General features: G+C 38.7%; 22 protein-coding genes and 1 other RNA gene. 18 read left to right on the forward strand and 5 right to left on the reverse strand.

Annotated features, from left to right (window positions below):
• Positions 1-94: 94 nt before the first annotated feature.
• Genes pdxH through BFP77_RS12945 form a run of 4 tightly spaced genes read left to right on the forward strand, consistent with a single transcriptional unit; the run spans position 95 to position 4226 of the window.
• Entirely contained in the window at positions 95-742 is a 648-nt protein-coding gene (gene pdxH / locus BFP77_RS12930; RefSeq protein ID WP_099574446.1) for a pyridoxamine 5'-phosphate oxidase, read from the forward strand.
• Positions 715-1242 carry a SixA phosphatase family protein gene (locus BFP77_RS12935; protein ID WP_306475427.1) on the forward strand — a complete coding sequence of 176 codons (528 nt, stop codon included), beginning with the start codon at positions 715-717 and terminating at the stop codon, positions 1240-1242. The genes pdxH and BFP77_RS12935 overlap by 28 nt, the downstream gene beginning before the upstream one ends.
• On the forward strand, positions 1239-3323 hold the full coding sequence (ppk1, locus tag BFP77_RS12940; protein WP_099574447.1) for a polyphosphate kinase 1: 2085 nt from the start codon (positions 1239-1241) through the stop codon (positions 3321-3323). Before BFP77_RS12935 ends, ppk1 begins: the two co-directional genes overlap by 4 nt.
• A gap of 3 nt (positions 3324-3326) precedes the next feature.
• On the forward strand, positions 3327-4226 hold the full coding sequence (locus BFP77_RS12945) for a Ppx/GppA phosphatase family protein (RefSeq protein ID WP_099574448.1): 900 nt from the start codon (positions 3327-3329) through the stop codon (positions 4224-4226).
• Here BFP77_RS12945 and BFP77_RS12950 read toward each other — a convergent pair.
• A complete protein-coding gene (locus BFP77_RS12950; protein ID WP_099574449.1) occupies positions 4223-4804 on the reverse strand; it encodes a tRNA-(ms[2]io[6]A)-hydroxylase in 582 nt (193 codons plus the stop codon). The two genes, BFP77_RS12945 and BFP77_RS12950, sit on opposite strands and share 4 nt — an antisense overlap.
• A 114-nt stretch (positions 4805-4918) precedes the next feature.
• Between BFP77_RS12950 and BFP77_RS12955 the strand changes: the two genes are divergently transcribed.
• From BFP77_RS12955 to BFP77_RS12985, 7 genes are read left to right on the forward strand one after another with little or no spacing between them, the layout of a single operon-like run.
• Entirely contained in the window at positions 4919-5764 is an 846-nt protein-coding gene (locus BFP77_RS12955; RefSeq protein ID WP_099574450.1) for an EboA domain-containing protein, read from the forward strand.
• A 3-nt stretch (positions 5765-5767) separates the two neighbouring features.
• Entirely contained in the window at positions 5768-6676 is a 909-nt protein-coding gene (locus tag BFP77_RS12960) for a TatD family hydrolase (protein ID WP_099574451.1), read from the forward strand.
• 1 nt (position 6677) lies between these two features.
• Complete coding sequence (eboC, locus tag BFP77_RS12965; protein ID WP_099574452.1) at positions 6678-7577, forward strand: UbiA-like protein EboC; 900 nt, start codon at positions 6678-6680, stop codon at positions 7575-7577.
• Between the two features lie 5 nt (positions 7578-7582).
• Positions 7583-8743, forward strand: coding sequence for a 3-dehydroquinate synthase (locus BFP77_RS12970; protein ID WP_099574453.1), 1161 nt, complete (start codon positions 7583-7585; stop codon positions 8741-8743).
• A gap of 6 nt (positions 8744-8749) precedes the next feature.
• Entirely contained in the window at positions 8750-9943 is a 1194-nt protein-coding gene (eboE, locus tag BFP77_RS12975) for a metabolite traffic protein EboE (protein ID WP_099574454.1), read from the forward strand.
• Between the two features lies 1 nt (position 9944).
• Complete coding sequence (locus BFP77_RS12980; RefSeq protein WP_099574455.1) at positions 9945-11318, forward strand: alkaline phosphatase family protein; 1374 nt, start codon at positions 9945-9947, stop codon at positions 11316-11318.
• A gap of 6 nt (positions 11319-11324) precedes the next feature.
• On the forward strand, positions 11325-11678 hold the full coding sequence (locus BFP77_RS12985) for a transmembrane 220 family protein (protein WP_099574456.1): 354 nt from the start codon (positions 11325-11327) through the stop codon (positions 11676-11678).
• Here BFP77_RS12985 and dnaX read toward each other — a convergent pair.
• The gene (gene dnaX / locus BFP77_RS12990) at positions 11667-13724 is read right to left on the reverse strand and encodes a DNA polymerase III subunit gamma/tau (RefSeq protein WP_099574457.1); all 2058 of its coding nucleotides are present in this window, start codon (positions 13722-13724) and stop codon (positions 11667-11669) included. The genes BFP77_RS12985 and dnaX overlap by 12 nt on opposite strands.
• A 106-nt stretch (positions 13725-13830) precedes the next feature.
• On the opposite strand from dnaX, the gene rnpB reads away from it, so the two are divergent.
• An RNA gene (rnpB, locus tag BFP77_RS12995) (RNase P RNA component class A) lies at positions 13831-14143 on the forward strand.
• 401 nt (positions 14144-14544) lie between these two features.
• Positions 14545-16062, forward strand: a complete 1518-nt coding sequence (locus BFP77_RS13000; protein ID WP_099574458.1) for an NADP-dependent isocitrate dehydrogenase — start codon at positions 14545-14547, stop codon at positions 16060-16062.
• Between the two features lie 271 nt (positions 16063-16333).
• Here BFP77_RS13000 and BFP77_RS13005 read toward each other — a convergent pair whose 3' ends face one another.
• From BFP77_RS13005 to BFP77_RS13015, 3 genes are read right to left on the reverse strand one after another with little or no spacing between them, the layout of a single operon-like run.
• On the reverse strand, positions 16334-16870 hold the full coding sequence (locus BFP77_RS13005) for an RsmD family RNA methyltransferase (RefSeq protein ID WP_099574459.1): 537 nt from the start codon (positions 16868-16870) through the stop codon (positions 16334-16336).
• Positions 16871-17707: a DUF3822 family protein gene (locus BFP77_RS13010; protein WP_099574460.1), complete on the reverse strand. Its 837-nt coding sequence runs from the start codon at positions 17705-17707 to the stop codon at positions 16871-16873. It lies immediately after the preceding gene.
• A complete protein-coding gene (locus BFP77_RS13015; RefSeq protein WP_099574461.1) occupies positions 17685-18332 on the reverse strand; it encodes a hypothetical protein in 648 nt (215 codons plus the stop codon). Before BFP77_RS13015 ends, BFP77_RS13010 begins: the two co-directional genes overlap by 23 nt.
• A gap of 101 nt (positions 18333-18433) precedes the next feature.
• On the opposite strand from BFP77_RS13015, the gene BFP77_RS13020 reads away from it, so the two are divergent.
• The 5 genes from BFP77_RS13020 to BFP77_RS13040 all read left to right on the forward strand — a co-directional run bounded on the left by BFP77_RS13020 (position 18434) and on the right by BFP77_RS13040 (position 23085).
• Positions 18434-19867, forward strand: a complete 1434-nt coding sequence (locus BFP77_RS13020) for an ATP-dependent DNA helicase (RefSeq protein WP_099574462.1) — start codon at positions 18434-18436, stop codon at positions 19865-19867.
• A gap of 91 nt (positions 19868-19958) precedes the next feature.
• Positions 19959-20528 carry a DUF4126 domain-containing protein gene (locus BFP77_RS13025; protein ID WP_099574463.1) on the forward strand — a complete coding sequence of 190 codons (570 nt, stop codon included), beginning with the start codon at positions 19959-19961 and terminating at the stop codon, positions 20526-20528.
• A gap of 19 nt (positions 20529-20547) precedes the next feature.
• Positions 20548-21261 carry a 3-deoxy-manno-octulosonate cytidylyltransferase gene (gene kdsB, locus BFP77_RS13030; protein WP_180272360.1) on the forward strand — a complete coding sequence of 238 codons (714 nt, stop codon included), beginning with the start codon at positions 20548-20550 and terminating at the stop codon, positions 21259-21261.
• Positions 21252-21950 (forward strand): HAD family hydrolase, encoded by a 699-nt coding sequence (locus tag BFP77_RS13035; RefSeq protein ID WP_099574465.1) that lies wholly within the window; start codon positions 21252-21254, stop codon positions 21948-21950. The genes kdsB and BFP77_RS13035 overlap by 10 nt, the downstream gene beginning before the upstream one ends.
• 7 nt (positions 21951-21957) lie before the next feature.
• The gene (locus BFP77_RS13040; RefSeq protein WP_099574466.1) at positions 21958-23085 is read left to right on the forward strand and encodes an iron-containing alcohol dehydrogenase family protein; all 1128 of its coding nucleotides are present in this window, start codon (positions 21958-21960) and stop codon (positions 23083-23085) included.
• Positions 23086-23100 lie beyond the last annotated feature (15 nt).

Consider the following 23100-nt stretch of genomic DNA (forward strand, 5'->3'; position numbering starts at 1 on the left):
TTCTTTCATTAAAATTTTGATAAAAGCAAAATTCCAACTTTAAATTGTCACTTCTTTTCCGCAACTTTGAGTATCTTACTTCTAAAGTGTAAAGATGCAGAAAGATTTAGGTAGTTATAGAAAATCATACGAAAAGAGCGAATTGTTGGAGGATAGTATTCCCGACAATCCCATGCAGCTTTTTCAAACTTGGTTTTATGAAGTGGAACAGGCAGACGGGTTAGATGAGCCCAACGCTATGACCGTCTCTACCTTAGGGTTAGATGGTTTTCCAAAGAACAGGGTAGTATTACTTAAAAAATATAATCACGAGGGTTTTATTTTCTATACCAATTATAAAAGCGAAAAAGGAAAGGCCATAGATGCAAACCCTAAGCTGTGCCTGTCTTTCTTTTGGCCCAATCTAGAAAGACAGATAATCATAAAAGGTAGCGCAGAAAAAATAGCTTCAAATCTCTCCGATGGGTACTTTGAATCTAGACCGGATGGGAGTAAGTTGGGAGCCATAGTATCTGATCAAAGTAGTGTTATTAGCTCTAGGGATATTCTAGAACAAAAACTAGAGGCCTTGGAATCCGAATACAAAGGAAAAGAAATTAAAAGACCTGACCACTGGGGCGGTTATATGGTGAAGCCGGTATCTATAGAATTTTGGCAGGGCAGACCAAATAGATTACACGATAGAATACGTTACACGCTTCAAAAAGATTTTGATTGGAAAATAGAGCGCTTGGCGCCATAAGGATAAAGCAAATGAAGAATCTATTATTAATGCGCCATGGAAAATCCTCTTGGGAACTAAATGTGAATGATGAAGAAAGGGCGTTGCTGCAGAGAGGAATTAACGACAGCAAACGTGTCGGTCAACAGTTGGAAACCCTTGAGTTGAACATAGATTTCGTATTTTCTAGTCCGGCGAACAGGGCTTTGCACACGGCAATGATCTGTCTGCGACAGATAAGATTTCCGTTGAATAAATTTCAGGTAGTACCTGAACTCTATGATTTTTCTGGGAATTATGTATTAGATTTTGTAAAAAAACTACCAAACGATTTAAGCACAGTTTTGCTATTTGGTCATAACCACGCCTTTACACACATTACCAATTCATTGGGCCATCAACATATTGAAAACGTACCGACCGCAGGATTTGTTCAGCTACAATTAAATGGAGAATCTTGGAGGTCGATTTATAAAGGAACAACCATACGAACCATTTTTCCAAAGCAGTTAAAGAAATGATGAAGAACAAGAACCAATATATCAATAGAGAAATTAGCTGGCTTAGATTTAACGAACGAGTCCTGCAAGAGAGTGCGGATAAGGACGTACCCTTAATAGAACGCTTACGGTTTGCAGGAATTTTTTCTAATAATCTAGATGAATTTTTTAAGGTGCGTTATGCAACGGTTAAACGCATTGTAGAGGCAGGTAAAAAAGGTAAAAGCGTTTTAGGGGGTGAGGTTGCCAAAGATTTACTGGAGGAAATCACTAAAATCGTCATAAAGCAACAGGCAAAAAGTATTGATATCATCCTGGATATCGAAAATGAATTAGAGGAGCAAAATGTTTTCTTGATTACGGAAAAAGAATTATCAAATCAGCAACAAGAGTTTGTAAAAAAGTATTTCCTTCAAAATGTAAGTCCGCAGCTAACCACCATTATATTAAGCGATTATGCTGAATTCCCAACGCTCAAGGATACTGCCGCTTATTTGGCCATACGAATGTTACTTAAACCAGATGATAGAACACGGGAAACTTCCAGTGAAGTGGAAAAAAGGTTTGCCTTAATAGAGATTCCCAAAGGAATCGAACGCTTTGTTGTGCTACCAAAAGAGGGAGCAAAGGATTACGTAATTATGCTAGACGATGTCATCCGTTTTTGTATGGATAGCATATTTACGATGTTCGATTATAGTGCCATTTCAGCCCACATGATCAAGATTACCAGAGACGCTGAACTGGATATTGATAATGACCTGAGCAAAAGTTTTATCGAAAAGATATACTCCAGTGTAGAGCATCGAAAAATCAGCGACCCCGTACGGTTTGTGTATGACAAGAAAATAGGAAAGGATACCCTGAAGTTCTTAAAGGAAAAGATGAATGTTGAGGATACGGATAGCGTTATCCCGGGAGGAAGGTACCATAACAAGAGAGATTACTTAAGTTTTCCAAGTTTAGGTAGGCAAGACTTGTTATATGATAAAATCACGCCATTACCGGTAAAGGGCTTAAGCTTGGAGGGTAGCTTACTGGAGAAAATAGCCGATAAGGACTATTTGCAGTATACGCCCTATCATACCTTTTCTTATGTACTCAAATTTCTAAGGGAAGCTGCATTGGATCCTAAGGTCAAGACCATTAAGATTACGGTGTACAGATTGGCAAATGATTCTCAGGTAGCGGCATGTTTGTCCAACGCGGTGAAGAATGGAAAACAGGTTACGCTACAAATAGAGTTACGCGCCAGATTTGATGAGCATGCTAATATTCGTTACGCGGAAGAACTGCAGGCGGAAGGGGTTAAACTAATTTTTGGTGTACCTGGACTTAAAGTGCATAGTAAGATATGTTTAATTGAGCGGGAAGAAGAAGGGCAGATGAAACGCTATGGTTTTATTAGCACTGGTAATTTTAACGAATCTACGGCTAAAATTTATACCGATTATACATTGTTTACCGCCCATGAACCCATTTTGAAGGAATTGAACAAGGTTTTCGACTTTTTTGAAACAACCTATAAGATTAATAAATATAAGCACCTGATCGTATCGCCGCACTATACTACAAAAGTGTTCAAGAGTTTGATTGATCAGGAAATCGAAAATGCTAACCAAGGCAAAGAGGCGTTTATAAGAATTAAGATGAACAGCTTTACTTCGTATAGTATGATCGATAGATTGTACAAGGCAAGTAATGCAGGTGTCAAAATACAGTTAATTGTACGTGGTATCTGTTGTTTAATTCCAGGTGTTAAAGGAATGAGTGAAAACATTGAGGCCATTAGCGTGGTCGATAAATTTCTGGAACATCCGAGAATGTTCATTTTCTGTAATGATGGGGATACTAAAGTCTATATCTCATCAGCAGATTTTATGACTCGTAACTTAGAGAATAGGGTAGAGGTTGGGTGTCCTATCTATGATGAGGATATTAAACAGGAACTGATAGATACCTTTGAAATTTCTTGGAACGACAATGTAAAAGCAAGGGTTTTCAATGAAGCTCAGGACAATGCATACCGAAAGGACAATAAGAAAAAGGTACGTTCTCAGTTTGCACTATATGATTATTATGTTGAGAAATTAAACGAGTAACTCTTGAAAGTAAAAAAGTTTGCGGCTATCGATATTGGATCTAATGCCATACGCCTGTTGACCCATAACGTAATAGAAGAGCAAGGAAGGAAAACACAGTTCCGTAAAAGTGCACTTATCAGGGTGCCCGTTCGTTTGGGTGAGGATTCTTTTACCGTAGGAGAAATTTCAGAACACAATGTAGCCCGTATGGTAAAGACCATGCGGGCCTTTAAGCTTTTAATGGATGTTGCTGGTGTCCAAAATTATAGGGCATGCGCAACTTCCGCAATGCGAGAAGCCAATAACGGTAACGAGATTATTCAACTTATTCGTGAGAAATCGGGCATACAGATAGAGGTTATAGATGGCAAACAAGAAGCGGCAATAATAGCTTCCACAGATTTAAAGGAAATTATTAAGGAAGACCAATCTTATTTGTACATAGATGTTGGAGGTGGTAGTACTGAGTTTACTTTGTTTACAAAAGGAAAAATAAAGTTGTCCAAGTCGTTTAAGTTAGGTACGGTAAGGTTATTAAAGGATTTAGTAAAAGAAACTACTTGGTTAAAGTTGCAAGAATGGATTCAAGAAAATGTCAAGGATGCACCAAAGCTATCGATTATAGGTTCTGGGGGAAATATAAATAAATTGCATAAGATGTCCGGTAGAAAGGAAGGAGAACCTTTGTCTTATATTTGGCTGAACGCACAGTATCGCTTTTTGGAAAGTTTAAGTTATGACGACCGAGTATCCGAATTGGGATTGAATCCCGATAGAGCAGATGTTATCATACCCGCAACGCGAATATTTTTATCCGCAGCAAAGTGGAGTGGTGCAAAAAAAATTCATGTACCCAAGACTGGACTATCGGACGGGATTATCAAAAACCTATATTATAGTCAAAATGAAAATAAGGCTTAGCCGTGAATAGTTTCCTTAGTGCTTAAATTTTTCATGATTTCCGCTTCGTAATCAAGCAAGTCCTGCCATTTTTTATTCACGGTTTCCAATTCGCCGTACTTACGTGCAAATTTCAAGAACATGGTGTAATGAGAAGCTTCACTCACCATTAATTTATAATAAAATTCAGCCAATTCTTTATCTTCTAGTTGCTCTGACAAAAGTCTAAAACGCTCACAACTTCTTGCTTCAATAAGTGCGGCATAAAGCAGTCTATGTACCAGTTGTGTGGTTCTACTACCACCTTTAGGGAAAAATTTAACCAGTTGTAGCACATATTCGTCCTTGCGGTCTCTTCCCAATGTTTTTCCCCGTGCAATGATTCTATCATGTACCATTTTAAAATGGCCCATTTCCTCTCGCGATAAAGCGATCATTTCTTCAATAAGTTCTGTATACTCAGGGAAAGAAACAATCAAGGAAATTGCGGTACTAGCAGCTTTTTGCTCACAATATGCATGGTCCGTAAGTATTTCATCAATATTTTTTTCAACAATATTCACCCATCTTGGGTCCGTAGGTAGTCTAAGGCCGAGCATATGTTATTCAATTTTCACTCTTTGTATACTAAAAGAATGCTTTACACCACAAAAATAAGGCATAATGGGTTTTAATAATTATTTTTGAAAGAAAGTAAATTTCAAATATCCAGCATGCAAATAAGCGACGACATTTACGATTTCCTAAAAAGGTATGGTAAACAAGAATCTATAGTTTGGTTAATAGAAAGAATAGCTAAGATTAGCACTTCAAAATCTACCAAAGACTTGTTTATGACGTATAGTCTGTTGGCTTCTAAATTTGATGCGAATACTATTGATATAAATTCAAATACTTCTGATAACGTAGCCTTATTTGTAGATAGCAAAGCAAGTTTATTAGCGATATCAAGAATTTATCTCCTTGTAAAGATTTTGGAAATGGATGCGGATTATTTTGGAGCCAAAGTAAGTAGTATCATTGAGGTAGCCGATACGAGGGAGTTGGAAACATTTTTAAAATATTTGATTTTATTGCCTAATCCCGAATTTTTTAAGAATGCCGCTGTGGAAGCTTTGCGCACTAACATCGCCACTATTTTTGATGCCATAACTTTAAATAACCTCTATCCCGCTAAGTATTTCAATGACCAACAATGGAACCAAATGTATCTTAAAGCTGCCTTTATGGAAAGGGACTTATCTCTGATACAAGCCGTTGATGAGCGAGCAAACAGGGACCTTTCCCGTATCATTTCAGACTATGCACATGAACGTTGGGCCGCCTCTAGGAATATTGACCCTATGTTTTGGCGTCCGGCAACTAAATTTATAGACGATGCATTGCTTTTGGATATGGAACGCCTACTTTCTAGTGACAATGAGATTGAAAACAGGGCCGGCGGACTCTGTTGTTTTTATTCTCAAAATGATAGGGCACTGAAATTGCTCAGCCAATATCCGAAATTGGAAAAGCAGGTTGCATCAAAAGAAATAACTTGGAACACCTTAAAGAAATAGACTATGGAAGATAAATTGATGATAATAGACCCGCATGTGCACATGACCTCGCGCACTACGGATGATTATGAAGCCATGGCTGCAGCAGGTGTTGTAGCTGTCATAGAGCCATCCTTTTGGCTAGGGCAACCCAGAACACAAGTAGGGTCTTTTCAAGACTATTACAGTAGTCTGGTAGGTTGGGAACCCTTTAGGGCAAGTCAATTTGGGATAAAGCATTATTGTACGATAGGACTCAACTCCAAAGAAGCTAATAATGAAGCACTAGCGGAACAAGTGATTGAATTGTTGCCGCTATATTTGCATAAAGACAATGTTGTGGCGATTGGTGAAATTGGTTACGATGACCAGACTCCGGCAGAGGATAAGTTCTTTAGGATGCAATTGGATATGGCCAAGGAATTGGACATGACCGTTCAGGTCCATACACCACACAGAGATAAAAAGGCAGGCACCATTAAGAGTATGGAGGTATGCCTGGAACACGGATTAGACCCCGCTAAGGTAATCATTGACCATAATAACGAAGAAACGGTAAAAGAGGTGCTAGACAGAGGTTTTATTGCGGCCTTTACCATTTATCCAAAAACAAAGATGGGAAATGAACGCATGGTCGAGGTGGTGCGTAAATTTGGCAGTACTAATATTATCGTTGATAGCTCCGCTGATTGGGGCGTGAGCGACCCCTTAGCTGTTCCAAAAACAGCTTCATTAATGCTTAAACGAGGTATTCCCAAGGAGGATGTCGTAAAAACATGCTATCAAAATGCATTGGATGCCTTTGGTAAAAACGGAAAAATGAAAGAGGAACATTGGATGAAACCAAATGGCATTGATCAGTCCCAACTTTTTAACGATAATAGTGTACTACGTGGTCAGAAACCTCGGATTGATGATGACCAAATCACCTAGAATGAGAAAAAAAATTATGGGTTTTGCCCGTTTGGCAAGACCTGCTAATTTACCCACAGCCGCTGCAGATATTTTTGCTGGTGCCGCCATAGGTGATTTTTTTATAATTAATAATAATTGGGTTGTTACTGCGGATGATGCGTCAAAATTATTTTTATTGGTTGTTTCATCTATTTGCTTGTATGCAGGTGGCGTAGTTTTCAATGATGTTTTCGATGCAAAGTTAGATGCTGTCGAACGGCCCGAAAGAGCAATTCCCAGTGGTGTTGTCTCATTACGGCAGGCCGTACATTGGGGTAGCCTATTGATTCTTGTTGGGTTAATCTTAGCTTTCAACGTAACGCTATTAAGCGGAATAATTGCTTTGGTGCTAACGGCTTCAATCTTTTCTTACGATGCTTACTTTAAGCAATTTGGTTTTTTTGGCCCATTAAATATGGGTATTTGCAGAGGTCTTAATCTTATGTTGGGGATGTCCATAATCGGAGCCATCACGACTTGGTGGGTCGCTATCATTCCGGTGCTTTATATTTTTGCAATTACTTTAATAAGTAGAGGGGAAGTACATGGGAAGAACAAAAAACATATTATAAAGGCAGCAGTCATGTATATTGTCGTTGTGGGATTATTGACGCTCGCTATCGGTATTTATACTACTAATTTGCTATGGGCATTACCTTTTCTATTTTTATTTGTTGTTTTAATTTTTAGGCCTCTATGGAAGGCATATCGGATAAATTCTCCCGAGCATATTAAGAAATCTGTTATTGCTGGGGTATTATCATTAGTGGTCATGGATGCCTGCTGGGCCATAGGCTTTTCTAATTGGTATATTGGATTAGCCGTTTTATTACTTTTGCCCCTATCTTTATTACTTTCTAAATTATTTTCGGTTACTTAAGCTATATGGAATTAAAGCCCATTAAACAGTCTTTTTCGGTACGGTATGAATACAATTTGTATTCTACCCAAGGTTTGTTTCAAAATGGAAACAGTGTATTTCTAGATATTTTAAAGGGCTACAAAGCCGATGAAAAAATAAAATTACTCTTCGTAATCGATAAAGTCGTTTCTGCGGCGCATCCAGATTTGTTAAATCAAATAGAAGCATACTGTGCAGCAAACCCTAATCATTTAAATTATACGCAGACGCTACTTGTTGAAGGGGGAGAACAGGCTAAAAATAAAAACGAATATGTAGAAAAGGTGCTTAAGGGCATCAACGAAAACGCTATTTGCAGACATTCTTTTGTGGTTGTCATAGGAGGTGGGGCCGTGATAGATATGGTTGGCTATGCCGCTACAATTGCTCATAGGGGCGTAAAGTTAATTAGGATACCTACCACGGTACTCGCGCAAAACGATGCTGCCGTTGGCGTAAAGAATAGCGTTAATGCCTTTGGTAAAAAGAATTTCCTTGGAACTTTCGCCACACCTTTTGCGATTATAAACGATAGCGACTTTCTAAAGACATTAGCACAACGCGATTGGATTTCCGGTATTGCCGAAGCCATTAAGGTTGCGCTTATAAAGGACAAAGATTTTTTTAACTATATCGTTAAAAATGCCACTGCACTTAAAATGCGGGAAATGGACGTTATGCATCATGTTATTTATACATGTGCCCAAATGCATATGCAGCATATTTCTCAAGGGGGTGACCCCTTTGAGTCTGGCTCTTCAAGACCGCTGGATTTTGGTCACTGGGCGGCGCATAAACTAGAACATATGACCAATTATGAATTGCGTCATGGAGAGGCCGTTGCCATGGGTATAGCCTTGGATGTTACCTATGCTCATTTAGTTGGACTAATTACAGAAAAGGAATTGCAGGTAATTTTGGAGGTGCTTAGTACCATAGGTTTTAATTTACAACTTCCGATAGGAACAGAAGAAGAAATAAGTCAACTATTAGGTGGTATCGAAGAATTCAGGGAACATTTAGGAGGTAAGCTAACCATTACATTACTATCCGAAATTGGTAAAAAGCACGATGTACACGAAATAGATGTAGCCCTAATGCGAAAAGCGATAGAAGACCTCCGGGACCAATCAATTTTAAAATAATCAGACATGTTTATAGAAGATACTTTTCATCTTTCGTATTGCACGAATATACATCCAGGACAGGATTGGGAAAGTACTTTCGAGAGTTTAAAAGATTACGTTCCTAAAATTAAGCAAGAGGTATCACCTGAGCATTCCTTTGGCTTAGGGTTACGTTTGTCCAATAAAGCCAGCGAAGAATTAGGACAGGGCAATAATATGGTAGGTTTTAAGCAATGGTTAAATCAAAACGATGTCTATGTATTTACCATGAACGGTTTTCCCTACGGAAACTTTCATGATGAACGGGTGAAAGAAAATGTACATGCGCCCGATTGGACTACACAGGAGCGTGTTGACTATACCATTAGGCTTTTCAATCAACTAGAAGCCTTATTGCCCCAAGGACTTTCGGGGGGGATATCCACTTCTCCCATTAGTTATAAATATTGGCATAAGACCAATGCGGATAAAAAGAAGACTTTTGAGATTGGTGCAAGGAACATGATTAAGGTCGCGAAACATCTTTTTAATATAGAGCACGTTAGCGGAACATATATGCATTTAGATGTAGAGCCAGAACCGGACGGTCTCTTGGAGAATAGTGATGAGGTGCTCTCTTTTTATGAGGAATATTTAGTTCCCATAGGACTTACGACATTCAAGGAGGAGCTAGGTCTTGAAGCTTCCGAAATTGAGAACATTATAAAAAGATACATAACCGTTTGTTATGATATTTGCCATTTTTCCTTGGCTTATGAGGAGCCTAAGGATACTTTTAAGAAGTTTAAATCGGCCCATATTAATGTAGGTAAGATTCAAGTCAGTGCTGCCCTGAAAGTCTTGTTTAATGGCGAGGATGATGCAAAGATTTGGAAACTACTTTCACAATTTAACGAACCCACCTATTTACATCAGGTAACGGAAAAAATGGATAATGGGGTAAAAACATATAACGATCTTCCGGTAGTTTTAGAGAATAAGCATAGTTTTAAGGAACTACGAGCCCATTTTCATGTGCCTATTTTTCTAGAACAATTTGGTGCGTTGTTTTCTACACAAGACCATATTTTAAAAGTAATAACTTTCTTAAAAGAGAATCCGCTGACGGAGCATCTTGAGATAGAGACTTATACTTGGGATGTCTTACCTGTTGAATTAAAGGAAGATCTGGCCAGCTCTATTGTTCGTGAGATCAACTGGTTAAAAGACCGCTTATAGTATGAAAAAAACGGTAGTCATCAATGTGGTAGGTTTAACAAAACGCTTAATAGGTGAACATACCCCTTTTATAAAATCGTTTTTAGAAAAGGGAACATTCAACTACATAAAACCTGTATTGCCAGCGGTCACCTGTTCAGTGCAATCTACATACCTTACCGGTAAATGGCCATCGGAACATGGTGTCGTGGGCAATGGTTGGTATTTTAAGGAAGAATGTGAGGTTAAGTTTTGGCGGCAGTCCAACAAATTGGTACAACAACCAAAAGTATGGGATGTTTTAAAAGCAAAAAACCCGGACTTTACCTGTGCTAACCATTTTTGGTGGTACAATATGTATTCCACCGCAGACTATAGCATAACACCTAGGCCTAATTATTTGGCGGACGGGCGTAAAATACCCGATATATATTCGCAACCAGCAGATTTGAGAGATAAGGTTCAGGCCACTTTGGGTATTTTTCCCTTATTTGAATTTTGGGGGCCTAGGACCACGATTAATTCTTCGCAATGGATAGCGGATGCGGCAATGGAAACGGATAAACTTCATGACCCTACCTTAACATTTATCTATTTACCACACCTAGATTACAATTTACAGCGGTATGGACTTGATTTTGATAGCATCGCTAAAGATTTACAGGAGATAGACGGGGTAGTAGCGCAGTTGGTAAGTTATTACGAAAACCAGGGTGCAAACATTGCTCTACTATCGGAGTATGGTATTACTAATGTAAATAATCCCGTACACCTTAATCGGGTCCTAAGGAAAAATGGCTACCTGAGCATAAGAACGGAGCGCGGTCTAGAGCTGTTAGATGCCGGGGCAAGTAATGCATTTGCCGTTGCAGATCATCAGATGGCCCATGTGTACGTGAAGGACAAATCTAGCATTATGGTCGTTAAGAACTTGTTGCAAAAGATAGATGGCGTAGCGCAGGTGCTGTCCGGAACAGAAATCCAAAAAGAACATTTGCAACATGAACGCTGTGGTGACCTAGTCGTAGTAGCCGATAAGGATTCGTGGTTTACCTATTATTTTTGGATGGATGATGCCAAGGCTCCAGATTATGCAAGAATGGTAGACATCCATAAAAAACCGGGATACGATCCTGTTGAAATGTTGACCAATCCCAAGGATAAATTTGTAACTGTTAAAGTACTTTGGAAGCTTTTTAAAAAGAAGCTGGGCTTTAGAACGGTAATGAATATTATACCTGTAGATGCTACATTGATTAAAGGATCCCATGGGCGCATTCCTGAAGATAAAGAAGATTACCCTATGCTTATTACCAATTATAGCTTACCGCATGAAGAGGCCACGATTAAAGCCGTAGATGTAAGCAAAATCATTGAAGATCACGTAATAAAATAAGTTGATATGAATATATTATTTAAGGTTATCGGTTGTTTGTTTACTGTTTTATTCGCTTTAGGTGCGGTGGTGCAGTACAATGATCCAGATTCATTGGTGTGGATTGTAATTTATACCATCGCCGCGGTAATTTCACTGCTTTTTGTATTGAACAGATTAAAAAAAGTAGTGCCTTTAGTTTCAGGGGTATTATGTTTCGCGGGCTTTGTTTATTTATACCCACCGGATTTTCAAGGTTTCAATTTAAATGATGGAGATATTAGGACGGTCGAGCTGGGGAGAGAGGCCTTTGGACTCTTAATAATCGCTATCGTATTTTTTCTGTACGTCTTTGGCTTAAAGAGAATGTCAAAAATCTAGGTCGAACTCTTTTCGTAACAGGTCTATAGCCGGGTTCTTTTCTCTTAACTTTTCATACTTCTCCTCTGGGGTAAAAGCGAATTTCTTAGCAGTGGCCTCGTTTACGGAAATTTCAAGTTGAATGAAGTGGTTGTTAAGCTTGGCCCTTAAGTATTCCATAAGGTCGTAGTTGCCACGTTCAATTTCCTTTTTCATGGTGCCATTAGGAAGCTCAATACTAATGGTGAAATTTTCCTTTAGTTTCGGAATATCCGTATTTAAGTTCGATGCAAGTATTTTTTGACCCTTAGCATCAATTTCGTGAACAAAATCTGCCCAGTGTTTTCTTAGGTCTTCTTCGGTAAAGTCGTCCTTAGGTAGCGCATCCTCGTCTAGAACAACTTCAATTCTGTTGAGTTCGTGTTCTTTTTTAGCCTTTAAACTAGAGATGGATAGGCCAGAAACCCGTTTTTCGGGTACGGTAATATTAATTTTTTTTGCAACCGGTTCTTGAGCTCTGTTTAGTATTTCAGTAGCAATTTCAGTATTCAATACCTTGTTTTCGGGAACTGCATACTGCGTACTGGTGTCGCTAGTTGTTTTAGCCACCGTTTCTTCTACAGTATTTGGTATTTCAGTAACATTTGCAGAAGTCTGTTCCCTGCTCGCGGACACTGCATACTGCATAATAGTGTGGTCATTTTTTTTAGCAACCAGTTCTTCTGCCGTGATTGTTTGTTCAATGCTATTTTCGGTATTCAGTACATTGTTTTCGGGCACTGCATACTGCGTACTGTTTTCTTCATTTTCCTTAACATCAGGTGCATGTTGCTCAACTAGTTTTTGAAATGTTTCGGCTCGCTGTTCAGGTAAAGTATTTGTTTCGTTACTAGGTTCGGAAAGCGAGTTCTCCTTTGGTTTTGGGGTAGTATTCTCGTAAAAGGAGGCAGGGGCAATAAAGTCTATTGTTTTGTCCTGTAATGCTACTGATTCAGGATTTTTTTTTTCTCCATCAAAGTCGATAGAGGCCAATTTCATCAACGAAAGCTCTACCAAAAGCCGTTGATTTTTACTGGTTTTGTATTTCAGGTCACAATCATTGGCAATATCCAATGCTTTCAATAGAAAACTACTCGACGTACGTTGGGATTGTTCTCGATAATTTTTTTGAGCCATTTCACCCACTTCTAAGAGTGCTATGGTGTCTTGATGCTGGCATACCATCAAATCCCTAAAATGTGAAGCCAGACCAGCTATAAAATGATGCCCGTCGAATCCAAGACCTAAGGTTTTGTTGAACAATACCAATAAGTGCGGAATATTATGTTCTAATATCAGGTCGGTAGCCTCGAAATAGGTGTCATAATCCAAGACGTTTAAATTCTCGGTCACCGCTTTTCTAGTGAGTTCCTTCCCGGAAAAACTTACCACACGGTCAAAAATAGAAAGGGCATCACGCATGGCGCCATCCGCTTTTTGAGCAATGATATGTAGCGCATCTTCTTCAGCATTGATATCTTGGCTCTCCGCAATATATTTCAAATATTCTGCGGCATCTTTTACGGTTATCCTTTTAAAATCGAAAATTTGACAACGCGATAAGATCGTCGGAATAATTTTGTGTTTTTCCGTAGTGGCAAGGATAAAAATGGCATGTTTTGGGGGCTCCTCCAAGGTCTTTAAAAAAGCATTGAAAGCAGAAGGGGACAGCATGTGCACCTCGTCAATAATATACACTTTGTATTTACCAACTTGTGGCGGTATGCGCACTTGATCTATCAAACTTCTGATATCGTCTACGGAATTGTTGGAAGCCGCATCCAGTTCAAAAATATTAAAGGCAAAATCTTCGTCCGGACTTTCGGTTCCGTCGGCGTTTATTTGCTTTGCTAGGATTCTAGCACAAGTTGTTTTACCGACACCTCTGGGGCCGCAGAAAAGCAGGGCCTGTGCCAAGTGATTGTTATCTATTGCATTTTGGAGAGTATTGGTAATGGCCTGCTGACCAACAACATCCTTAAATGTTTGGGGTCTATACTTCCGTGCCGATACTATAAATGGTTCCAAATTAGAGTTTTTCGTGCCTATACAAATATAAAAATTGAGCTTAATTCTAGGTGGTATTTAAAACAGAGATCATCCTTAGTTATCAACAATTGCAGTACATTTGTTCGTAGCAGGCCAACCTATCGCGGTTTAATTTATTAAAACGAGGAAAGTCCGGACACCATAGTGCAGTATAGCGGGTAACGCCCGTCCGCCGAGAGGTGAGGACAAGTGCAACAGAAAGCAAGTACAGTTCGGCTGTAGTGAAACCAGGTAAACTCTATACGGTGAAACGTCATGTAAACCGACGTTTGAGGGCGGCACGCCCAAGTCGAAGGGTAGGCGGTTAGATCCTTTGGGTAACTAAGGGCCTAGATAAATGATAGGTAATTTAGAACGCAGTTCTAGATACAGAATCCGGCTTATGGCCTGCTTTTTCAATAAAACAGCAAATCTGTGATTTGCGTAGTTTTATTGAACCCTGAGCCAAGTCGAAGGGTCTATCCAAAATATGTAGTATTTCTTTGGCAAATCTGTGATTTGCGTAGTTTTATTGAACTCTGAGTAATTCATAGAATCCCAATAGTAGCTATTGTAGCCCTCACATTATATGTATTGAAGCCCTTTATTCCAATAAGTGAACGATTAGTTTAAAGTAAAGCTATTATTTCGCCTTGAGATGGACTTATTACGATCGTCAATCTGGTGGGCGATTATATTAACCGAAGCAGAAGTATTACGTAAATTATAAAATATTTTAATGCATATCATCAAAAACATAAATAAAAATATATGAATTAATTAGTTGAACTTTACACTCGATAACTAAAACAGCGTTTATATGAAATCAAGTGTATTGCATCAAAAATCAAATGAAAACTTAAATGAAACTGCGGTAAAAGTTGCAGTAGCTAAAGGAGATGGTATAGGTCCTGAAATTATGGATGCCACCTTGAAAATTCTTGAAGCCGCAGGTGCAAAAATTGAACCGGAGTACATACAGTTGGGAGAACAGGTATATTTATCCGGAAACTCAGCTGGTATTGCAAAGGAAACTTGGGAGATTATAAACAAGAACAAAATTATATTAAAGGCTCCCATAACAACACCACAAGGTAAGGGCTACAAAAGTTTGAACGTAACCTTGCGCAAATCTCTTGGATTATTTGCAAATGTAAGGCCAGTAAGCGCCTTGTACCCTTACGTAGAAACGAATTTTCCACAAATGGATGTTGTGGTGATCAGGGAAAACGAAGAGGATTTATACGCCGGTATCGAACACCAACAAACACAGGATGTAGTGCAATGTTTAAAGTTGATTACAAGGCCTGGTTGCGAAAAAATTGTGAGATATGCTTTTGAATACGCTAGGGTTTACGGACGAAAGAAAGTAACCTGTATGGTAAAGGACAATATCATGAAACTCACGGATGGTTTGTTCCATCAGGTTTTTGATGAAATCGCTACGGAATATCCAGAGATACAGAACGAAACACAGATAATAGATATAGGTGCAGCCCGATTGGCCGCAAACCCTGAAAACTATGATGTTGTTGTAACTTCAAATTTATACGGAGATATTGTTTCCGACATAGTTGCTGAAATTGCCGGTTCTGTAGGCATGGCGGGTTCGGCAAATATTGGCACGAATGTGGCGATGTTTGAAGCCATACATGGTTCGGCTCCTGATATTGCCGGGCAGAATATAGCTAATCCTTCCGGTTTGATCAACGCTGCAATATCCATGCTTGCCCACGTAGGTCAAACAGCCATTGCCGATAAAATAAAAAATGCCTGGTTGGCAACAATCGAAGCAGGTTTTCACACGGCAGATATCTATGGAGAAGAGAATAGTACCAAAAAAGTATCTACGTCTGAATTTGCAGATGAAATCATTTCTAGACTCGGTGAGAAGCCAAAGCATTTCGTTGGCAGTAATATGTCTAAAGGAAAAGGAAAGATAGAAATACCTGAGTACACAAGAAAGTCTGAAAATAAAGTGTTGCTTGGTGTAGATGTTTTTATTGATTGGAAAGGAAATGATCCAGAGGAAATAGGGCAGGCATTATCCAAGATAAATGCATTTAAATTAAAATTAAAGATGATTACCAACAGGGGCGTAAAGGTTTTTCCTGGAGGTATGAAAGAGACGTATTGTACGGACCATTGGAGATGTAGGTTCGTCGCTAAAAGCGCAGAAATAAATACGGGAGAAGCTCCAGTCTACACACCAATAAATTTTGAACAAATAGTAGCTTTATTGTCAAAATTGCATACCAAAGGTTTCGATGTGATTAAAACGGAAAATCTTTATGAGTTTGACGGAAAAAGAGGATTCTCACTGGGGCAGGGGGAATAATTGAAATTATTGAGTTAGCTTAAAAAATCCACGCAATTGCGTGGATTTTTTTTGAGATTATAACAAAACCCTAAAACGGTACTTAGTTAGAAACTTTATGAAATTTCAAAAGTTGAATGCTAAATGATTCATTGACTCCAAATAGACAAAATACATTACTATTTTTGATTGGAGTAATTTCTAAAATTTGATTTTCTACACTTTTGTAATATTCTATTTGAATATAGTCAAGTTTCATTTTTTAGATAAATTCAATTTTAGAAATTATTTTTCAAGATTTGAAAAAACTAAATACACTACCTCCATATTTTCTAGAACTTTCAAAATGAGGTAAGTGTTCCAAACTGGTGTGTTTGGAATGTTCTATAATTAAAACCCCATCTTCTAAAAGCATTTCCTTGGTAAAGACCAGTTCGGGGATTTTTGCAAAATCTGTCAATTCCATGCTATAAAAAGGATCGGCGAAGATGATATCAAACTTTTCCGAATTCTTGCCTAAGAAAGAGAAAACATCAGCTTTAAGTGTTCTGATATCTAATTCTAACTGAGTCGATATTTTATCAATATAATTAGTACAGCCCATATCCACATCCACGGCAAGTATATGGTCAACTCCCCTAGATGCAAATTCATAACTGATATTGCCCGTACCTGAAAAAAGGTCCAAGACATTTAAATCTGGAAAGTAGTAGCGATTATTCAAAATATTGAACAATGCCTCCTTGGCCATATCTTTAGTAGGCCGTACCGGTAATTTTTTGGGCGCCATAAGATTTCGTCCCTTATGTTTTCCTGATATAATTCGCATTTAAAGGGAGTTTAGTATGGTAAAATCAATAGATTCATCACCAGGTTCACCCAATTCTAAATGATGAGTTGCATTAGGAGCGAAAATGGCAATGTTTTGAACATAGGTATAGCAGAGTTGAAAAAGTTCGTCATCCTCAGATATAGAACCAAAGAGTTTTACGGGAACGGTTTCCGTATCCAATTCCAGTTGTTCTAAAACAAACAAGAGGTAATAGGCAAAATCTTCTTTTGTTTCATAAAGAAAGCTGTTGTACAATTTTAAATTTTTACCAGAGGAGACCATAATGTCCATCTGCCCCTTGCCAACATTTACGTAACAAACATCCTCTTTGTTTTTAGAATAACTATTAAGAAGGGACTGCACCAGTATAGAGCCATTATGAAAGAAAGAAAATTCTCCGAAAAGGTCATAGATATAATTATTAATGTTCGTGTACGGCACATAAACATTAACCATATCCTGATTTTTTATTTCGTCGTATTCCAACGTATCGGTAGGTAAAACCTTAGTATTGAACTTAAGATAGTTAGAGAGTTCGTTTACCTGGAACAAGGGTTTAGGTACCAAGGCAAAAAGTGTATTTCTATGAATAACAACGACTTCGTCGAATGCTTTATTGGCTAAGTCTTGTTTTTGAACTAATTCTTTGAGTTCCTTTAAAACCGTAATAGGGTTTAGCTCCTCGGAAAATACCTTTTTATCGGAATAAAGGATTCTTTGTGAAACTGCATCTGCCACACAAAAAGAAAGTCCATTCAAGCTAACCTGAATGGACAATTTCTCAAAATTTTTATCGGCTATATCTAAACCGTTATTGATCTTCTTTTTTGTCATAAACCGATGGCCAGTTACCACTGGTACTTACTTCTTGTAATGACCCAACTACAATTTCGCTTCCGTTAACCTCCTCAACGCTCATTTGAGCATTTTCACGGGCAACAAGGTCTTTGGGTTGGTCTTTTAATAAAATACTTTTAGGCACTTTTGCTTCAAAAACAGGAGCTCTGTAGCCGCTTTTCTCAATAATATCGGCCTTCATGATGATTTTTTCACCTGGTACTCCGGGTACCTCCATAAGGTTTTTATAGCGTGTATCCTTTTTATAAAGAGAATCTTTAACAGAAACAAAAGCTAGGGTATCAATAATCTTTACTTCTTTAAGTAAATCAATTTGATAGGTTTCATCAAACTGCATAAAAGAGGAATCTCTTTGTTGGGTAATCACATATTTGCCTGTATCTATGAATTTGATAAGGCTATTGAAATCTTTTGCATACCTCCCATTAACAGTTTTATAGGCCTCTTGTGAGTTTTTAATATCCTTCAGCTTGGCGATTACCTTGCCAAAGCGTTCTTGTTTTACTTTCTTAAATTCAATAGGTCCGGTAACCGAATTATAAATAAGGTAACCTAATCCTATACAAGCAATCCAAAGTACAATTTGAATAATGGTCTTCATTTCTTAAGTGTTAATTTAATTTAGTGGTGTTCACAAATCTACAATTTTTTTTTAATGAGAAAAGGTTTTGCGCTAAAAATCCTCTTTATCTTTGGGCACCGATGAAACCATTAACAGACGCTACTTTTTATTCTGAACTAAAGTCTAAATTTCCCCATATACCTACATTAAAGCAAGAGCTGGTGCTGCAAAAGTTGGCCAGTTTCATCTTATCAAAGGTCAAGGAAGAGGTTTTTTTGCTGAAAGGATTTGCGGGTACAGGTAAGACAACGCTGGTTGGAACAATAGTGAACAGCCTTTGGAAGACGCGCATGAAATCTGTTCTTATGGCTCCGACGGGGAGGGCGGCCAAGGTGATGTCCAATTACTCAAAAACGCAAGCTTTCACAATCCATAGGAAAATATATTTTCCTAGGAAACAAAGCGGAGGGGGAGTTCAATTTGTTTTAGCGCCCAACAAACATCGCGATACATTGTTCATTGTGGACGAAGCTTCCATGATACCGGATACTTCGGCAGATTCTAAACTCTTTGAGAACGGTTCACTTTTGGACGACTTAATGATGTTTGTATACTCCGGACATAACTGTAAACTGTTGTTAATAGGGGATACGGCCCAGTTACCTCCCGTGCATTTGCAGTTGAGCCCAGCTTTGGACGGGGATAAACTTTCCTTGAATTATAATAAAGAGGTCGTTCGTTTAGAATTGGATGAAGTCGTTAGGCAAGCCAAAGATTCTGGCATATTGGCCAATGCAACACTCTTAAGAGAGCAATTGCAGGGCGACTACTATGAAAGTTTCCAGTTTGATGTAAACCCTTATAAAGACATTATAAGACTTATAGACGGTCATGAAATCCAGGAAGCTATAGACGAATCCTATTCTAGAAACGGAAAAGAAGAAACAGCGATAATCGTTAGATCCAACAAGCGGGCCAATTTATACAATCTAAATATTAGGGAACGTATATTGTTTTTGGAGAATGAGCTTGCTGCGGGTGATTTTATGATGGTCGTTAAGAACAACTATTTTTGGCTAAAACCGAACTCGGAAGCAGGTTTTATCGCAAACGGAGATATTATTGAAATTTTAGAAATCTTCGCTTTTAAGGACCTTTACGGATTTAAATTTGCTGAGGTAAAGGTGCAAATGGTAGATTATCCAAATATGAAACCCTTTGAAACGGTCTTGTTGTTAGATACGATAAAAGCGGAATCACCGTCATTGTCCTACGAAGAGGGTAATAGGCTCTATCAAGAAGTTATGAAAGATTTCGCACATGAAAAATCCAAATACAAGAAATTCCTTGGGGTTAAAAACAATAAATACTTTAATGGTTTACAGGTGAAATTCTCATATGCCATTACCTGTCATAAATCACAGGGCGGACAATGGGACACCGTCTTTGTAGAGCAACCTTATCTGCCCAATGGTATAGACAAAGAATACTTGCGATGGCTTTACACCGCTGTTACCCGGGCCAAAAGAAAATTATATTTAATTGGCTTTAAGGATGATTTTTTTGTTGAATAGGAAAAGGTTATTTTAGTCATTTATAAAGAGTTGTAGTTTTTTGAAAGTGAATATATCAAAAAGATTACCCTATTAAAAGTATAATTAGAGCATGACGACCGAAACTATATTAAGCATCTTTCTAGGAGTTGGCCTTGCCGCTTCGGTTGGTTTTAGGGTCTTTTTGCCATTATTCGCACTTAGTTTAGCATCTTATTTCGGTGTTTGGGATTTGAACGATAATTGGGAGTGGATCGGAAGTTTAGCCGCGGTACTGACATTAGGAATAGCTACGGGTGTGGAAATCTTCGCTTATTTCATTCCTTGGTTGGATAATTTGTTGGATAGCATAGCAGTACCGTTGGCGGCAATTGCCGGCACGGCGGTAATGGTATCTACGGTGGCAAATTTAGACCCTGTGGTTACGTGGTCCTTGGCAATCATAGCAGGAGGTGGCACGGCAACGGCGATTAAGGGTGCCGGTGCTACTGGGAGATTGGCATCAACGGCAACAACGGGTGGTTTAGCTAATCCGGTGGTCGCAACGGTAGAGACCGGTACAGCGGCCATGGTTACTGTGGCCTCGATTTTTGCACCTATTCTTGCCGCCGTATTGGTAATCATTATATTGACGATTATTTTTAGAATTTATAGAAGTTTAAGACCAAAGCAAAAAACATAGAGTAGTGAAGATTATAGCAATGATACCGGCGAGGTATGCGGCATCCAGGTTTCCTGCTAAGTTAATGCAAGACCTCTCGGGGAAGCCTGTAATTGTGCGCACTTATGAAGCGGCGGTCAAAACTGGGCTTTTTGACGAGGTTTACGTGGTTACGGACAGCACCGTCATCTATGAAACCATCATAAAAGAGGGCGGTCTGGCCATTATGAGCAAAAAGGAACACGATTGTGGTAGTGATCGTATCGCAGAGGCGGTCACGGATATGGATGTGGACATCATTGTTAATGTGCAGGGAGATGAACCCTTCACTGATAAAGAAAGTTTAGCTGGGGTTATCGAAGTTTTTAGGGGAGACGTAGCGAATGAGATAGATTTGGCCTCTTTGATGGTTAAAATAACGGAAGACGATGAGATAAACAATCCGAACACGGTAAAGGTAATTGTGGACAACAGGAATTTTGCATTATATTTTTCCAGGTCGCCTATACCGTTCCCAAGAGTAAAAGATGACCATACGGTATATTACAAGCATAGGGGAATATATGCGTTTCGAAAACGCGCCTTGATGGATTTTCAAAGATTACCGATGTTGTCCTTGGAGGCAACGGAGAAAATTGAAGCAATCCGTTATCTCGAATACGGTAAAAAGATTAAGATGGTAGAAACATCGGTCTCGGGGATAGAGATTGATACTCCAGAAGATTTGGAAAAAGCACAGGCTGCATGGAGATAGATTTCATGGAGGTTAAAGTCATCGGGTTCGATGCCGACGATACGCTCTGGGTAAACGAAACCTATTTTAGGCATGCAGAAGAGCGGTTTGCAGAATTACTGGAAGGTTATGAAACGAGGAATAAAATAGACCAAGAGCTATTTAAAATGGAAATGAAAAATCTGGAACTGTATGGATACGGTATCAAAGGTTTTATGCTTTCCATGATAGAATCCGCTTTAGAACTTTCGGATAATAATATTTCTCAAGCAACGCTTTTGGAATTGTTGAATCTAGGAAAAGAGATGATTGCCCATCCGGTAGAGCTTTTAGACGGCGTAGAGGAGGTTTTAGAAAGTTTACAAGGGAGATATAGGTTAATAGTTTTAACAAAAGGTGATTTATTAGACCAAGAAAGGAAATTGAGTAAATCTAACCTATCGACATATTTTCATCATGTAGAAGTATTAAGTGATAAAAAAGAAAGAAATTACAAGGATTTATTAGATCACTTAGAAATTTCTACAAACGAATTTTTAATGATCGGGAATTCTTTGAAATCAGACGTATTACCCTTGGTCAATATTGGCGCCAAGGCCGTACATGTTCCGTTTCATACCACTTGGAAGCATGAAGAAATAGAGGAGCCAAAAGAAAAAAAAGGATATTTGACCGTCCAAAAATTGGTCGATGTATTGGAATATCTGTAGAATTTAAATGGAGATTAAAAAGAAAATAAAATTGAAGAAGATACCTACTAGAGCTTCAGAAAAATATAGGAACTTTCCTATGGTTCCAAGAGTTGTTTTTGGTAACGGAAGTTTTGATCAGTTAGGGGATATCCTATTGCCAAAACGAAAACATTCCGAGTCGCCTATCATATTTTTGGTAGACGATGTGTTTGAAGGAACAGCGTTGATTCCACGGATACCAAAAATTTTCTGTGATCAAATTGTTTTTATATCGGCCGAGGAGGAACCTAAGACGACTCAGGTAGACGCATTGGTCGCCATGATCCGAGAAGAGTACCAAGAATTACCTTCAGGTATTGTTGGTATAGGAGGCGGTACTTTGTTAGATTTGGCCAAAGCGGTTGCTATTCTTTTGACCAATAAAGGAAGCGCTTCGGAATACCAAGGCTGGGATTTGGTACACAAAAAGTCTATTTATCATGTTGGTATTCCAACAATTAGCGGAACGGGTGCAGAGGTTTCCAGAACTACGGTCTTATTAAGTCCGGAAAAGAAACTGGGCATAAATTCTGACGAAACAACGTTTCATCAAGTCATTCTAGACCCAGAGCTTACGAAAGGGGTAACGCACGACCAATGGTTCTACACCGGTATGGATTGCTATATTCATTGCGTGGAGTCCTTGAATGGTACATATCTGAACGCCTTTAGTCAGAGTTATGGAGAAAAGGCAATGGATTTGTGCAAAGAGGTTTTCTTGACAGACTTGTCAAAGACAGAATCTCAGGATAAGTTAATGATGGCTTCTTGGCATGGGGGCATGAGCATCGCATACTCTCAAGTGGGTATTGCTCACGCTATGAGCTATGGTCTTGGATATCTCTTAGGCGTAAAGCATGGCATTGGAAACTGTTTGGTTTTTCAATATTTAGAAGAGTTCTATCCGGAAGGGGTCGCTACGTTCAATAAAATGATGCAGCGACACCAGATTGAGCTTCCCAACGGAATCTGTAGAAATTTATCCGAAACGGATTTCGATAAAATGGTAACTGTAGCTCTAAGCATGGAACCGCTTTGGGAAAATGCATTGGGAGATAATTGGAGAAACTTAATAACTCCCGAAAAACTGAAATCAATCTACCAGAAGATTTGATTCTCTTGATAGCGG

Source organism: Maribacter sp. 4U21, from assembly GCF_002742365.1.
Taxonomy (GTDB): Bacteria; Bacteroidota; Bacteroidia; order Flavobacteriales; family Flavobacteriaceae; genus Maribacter.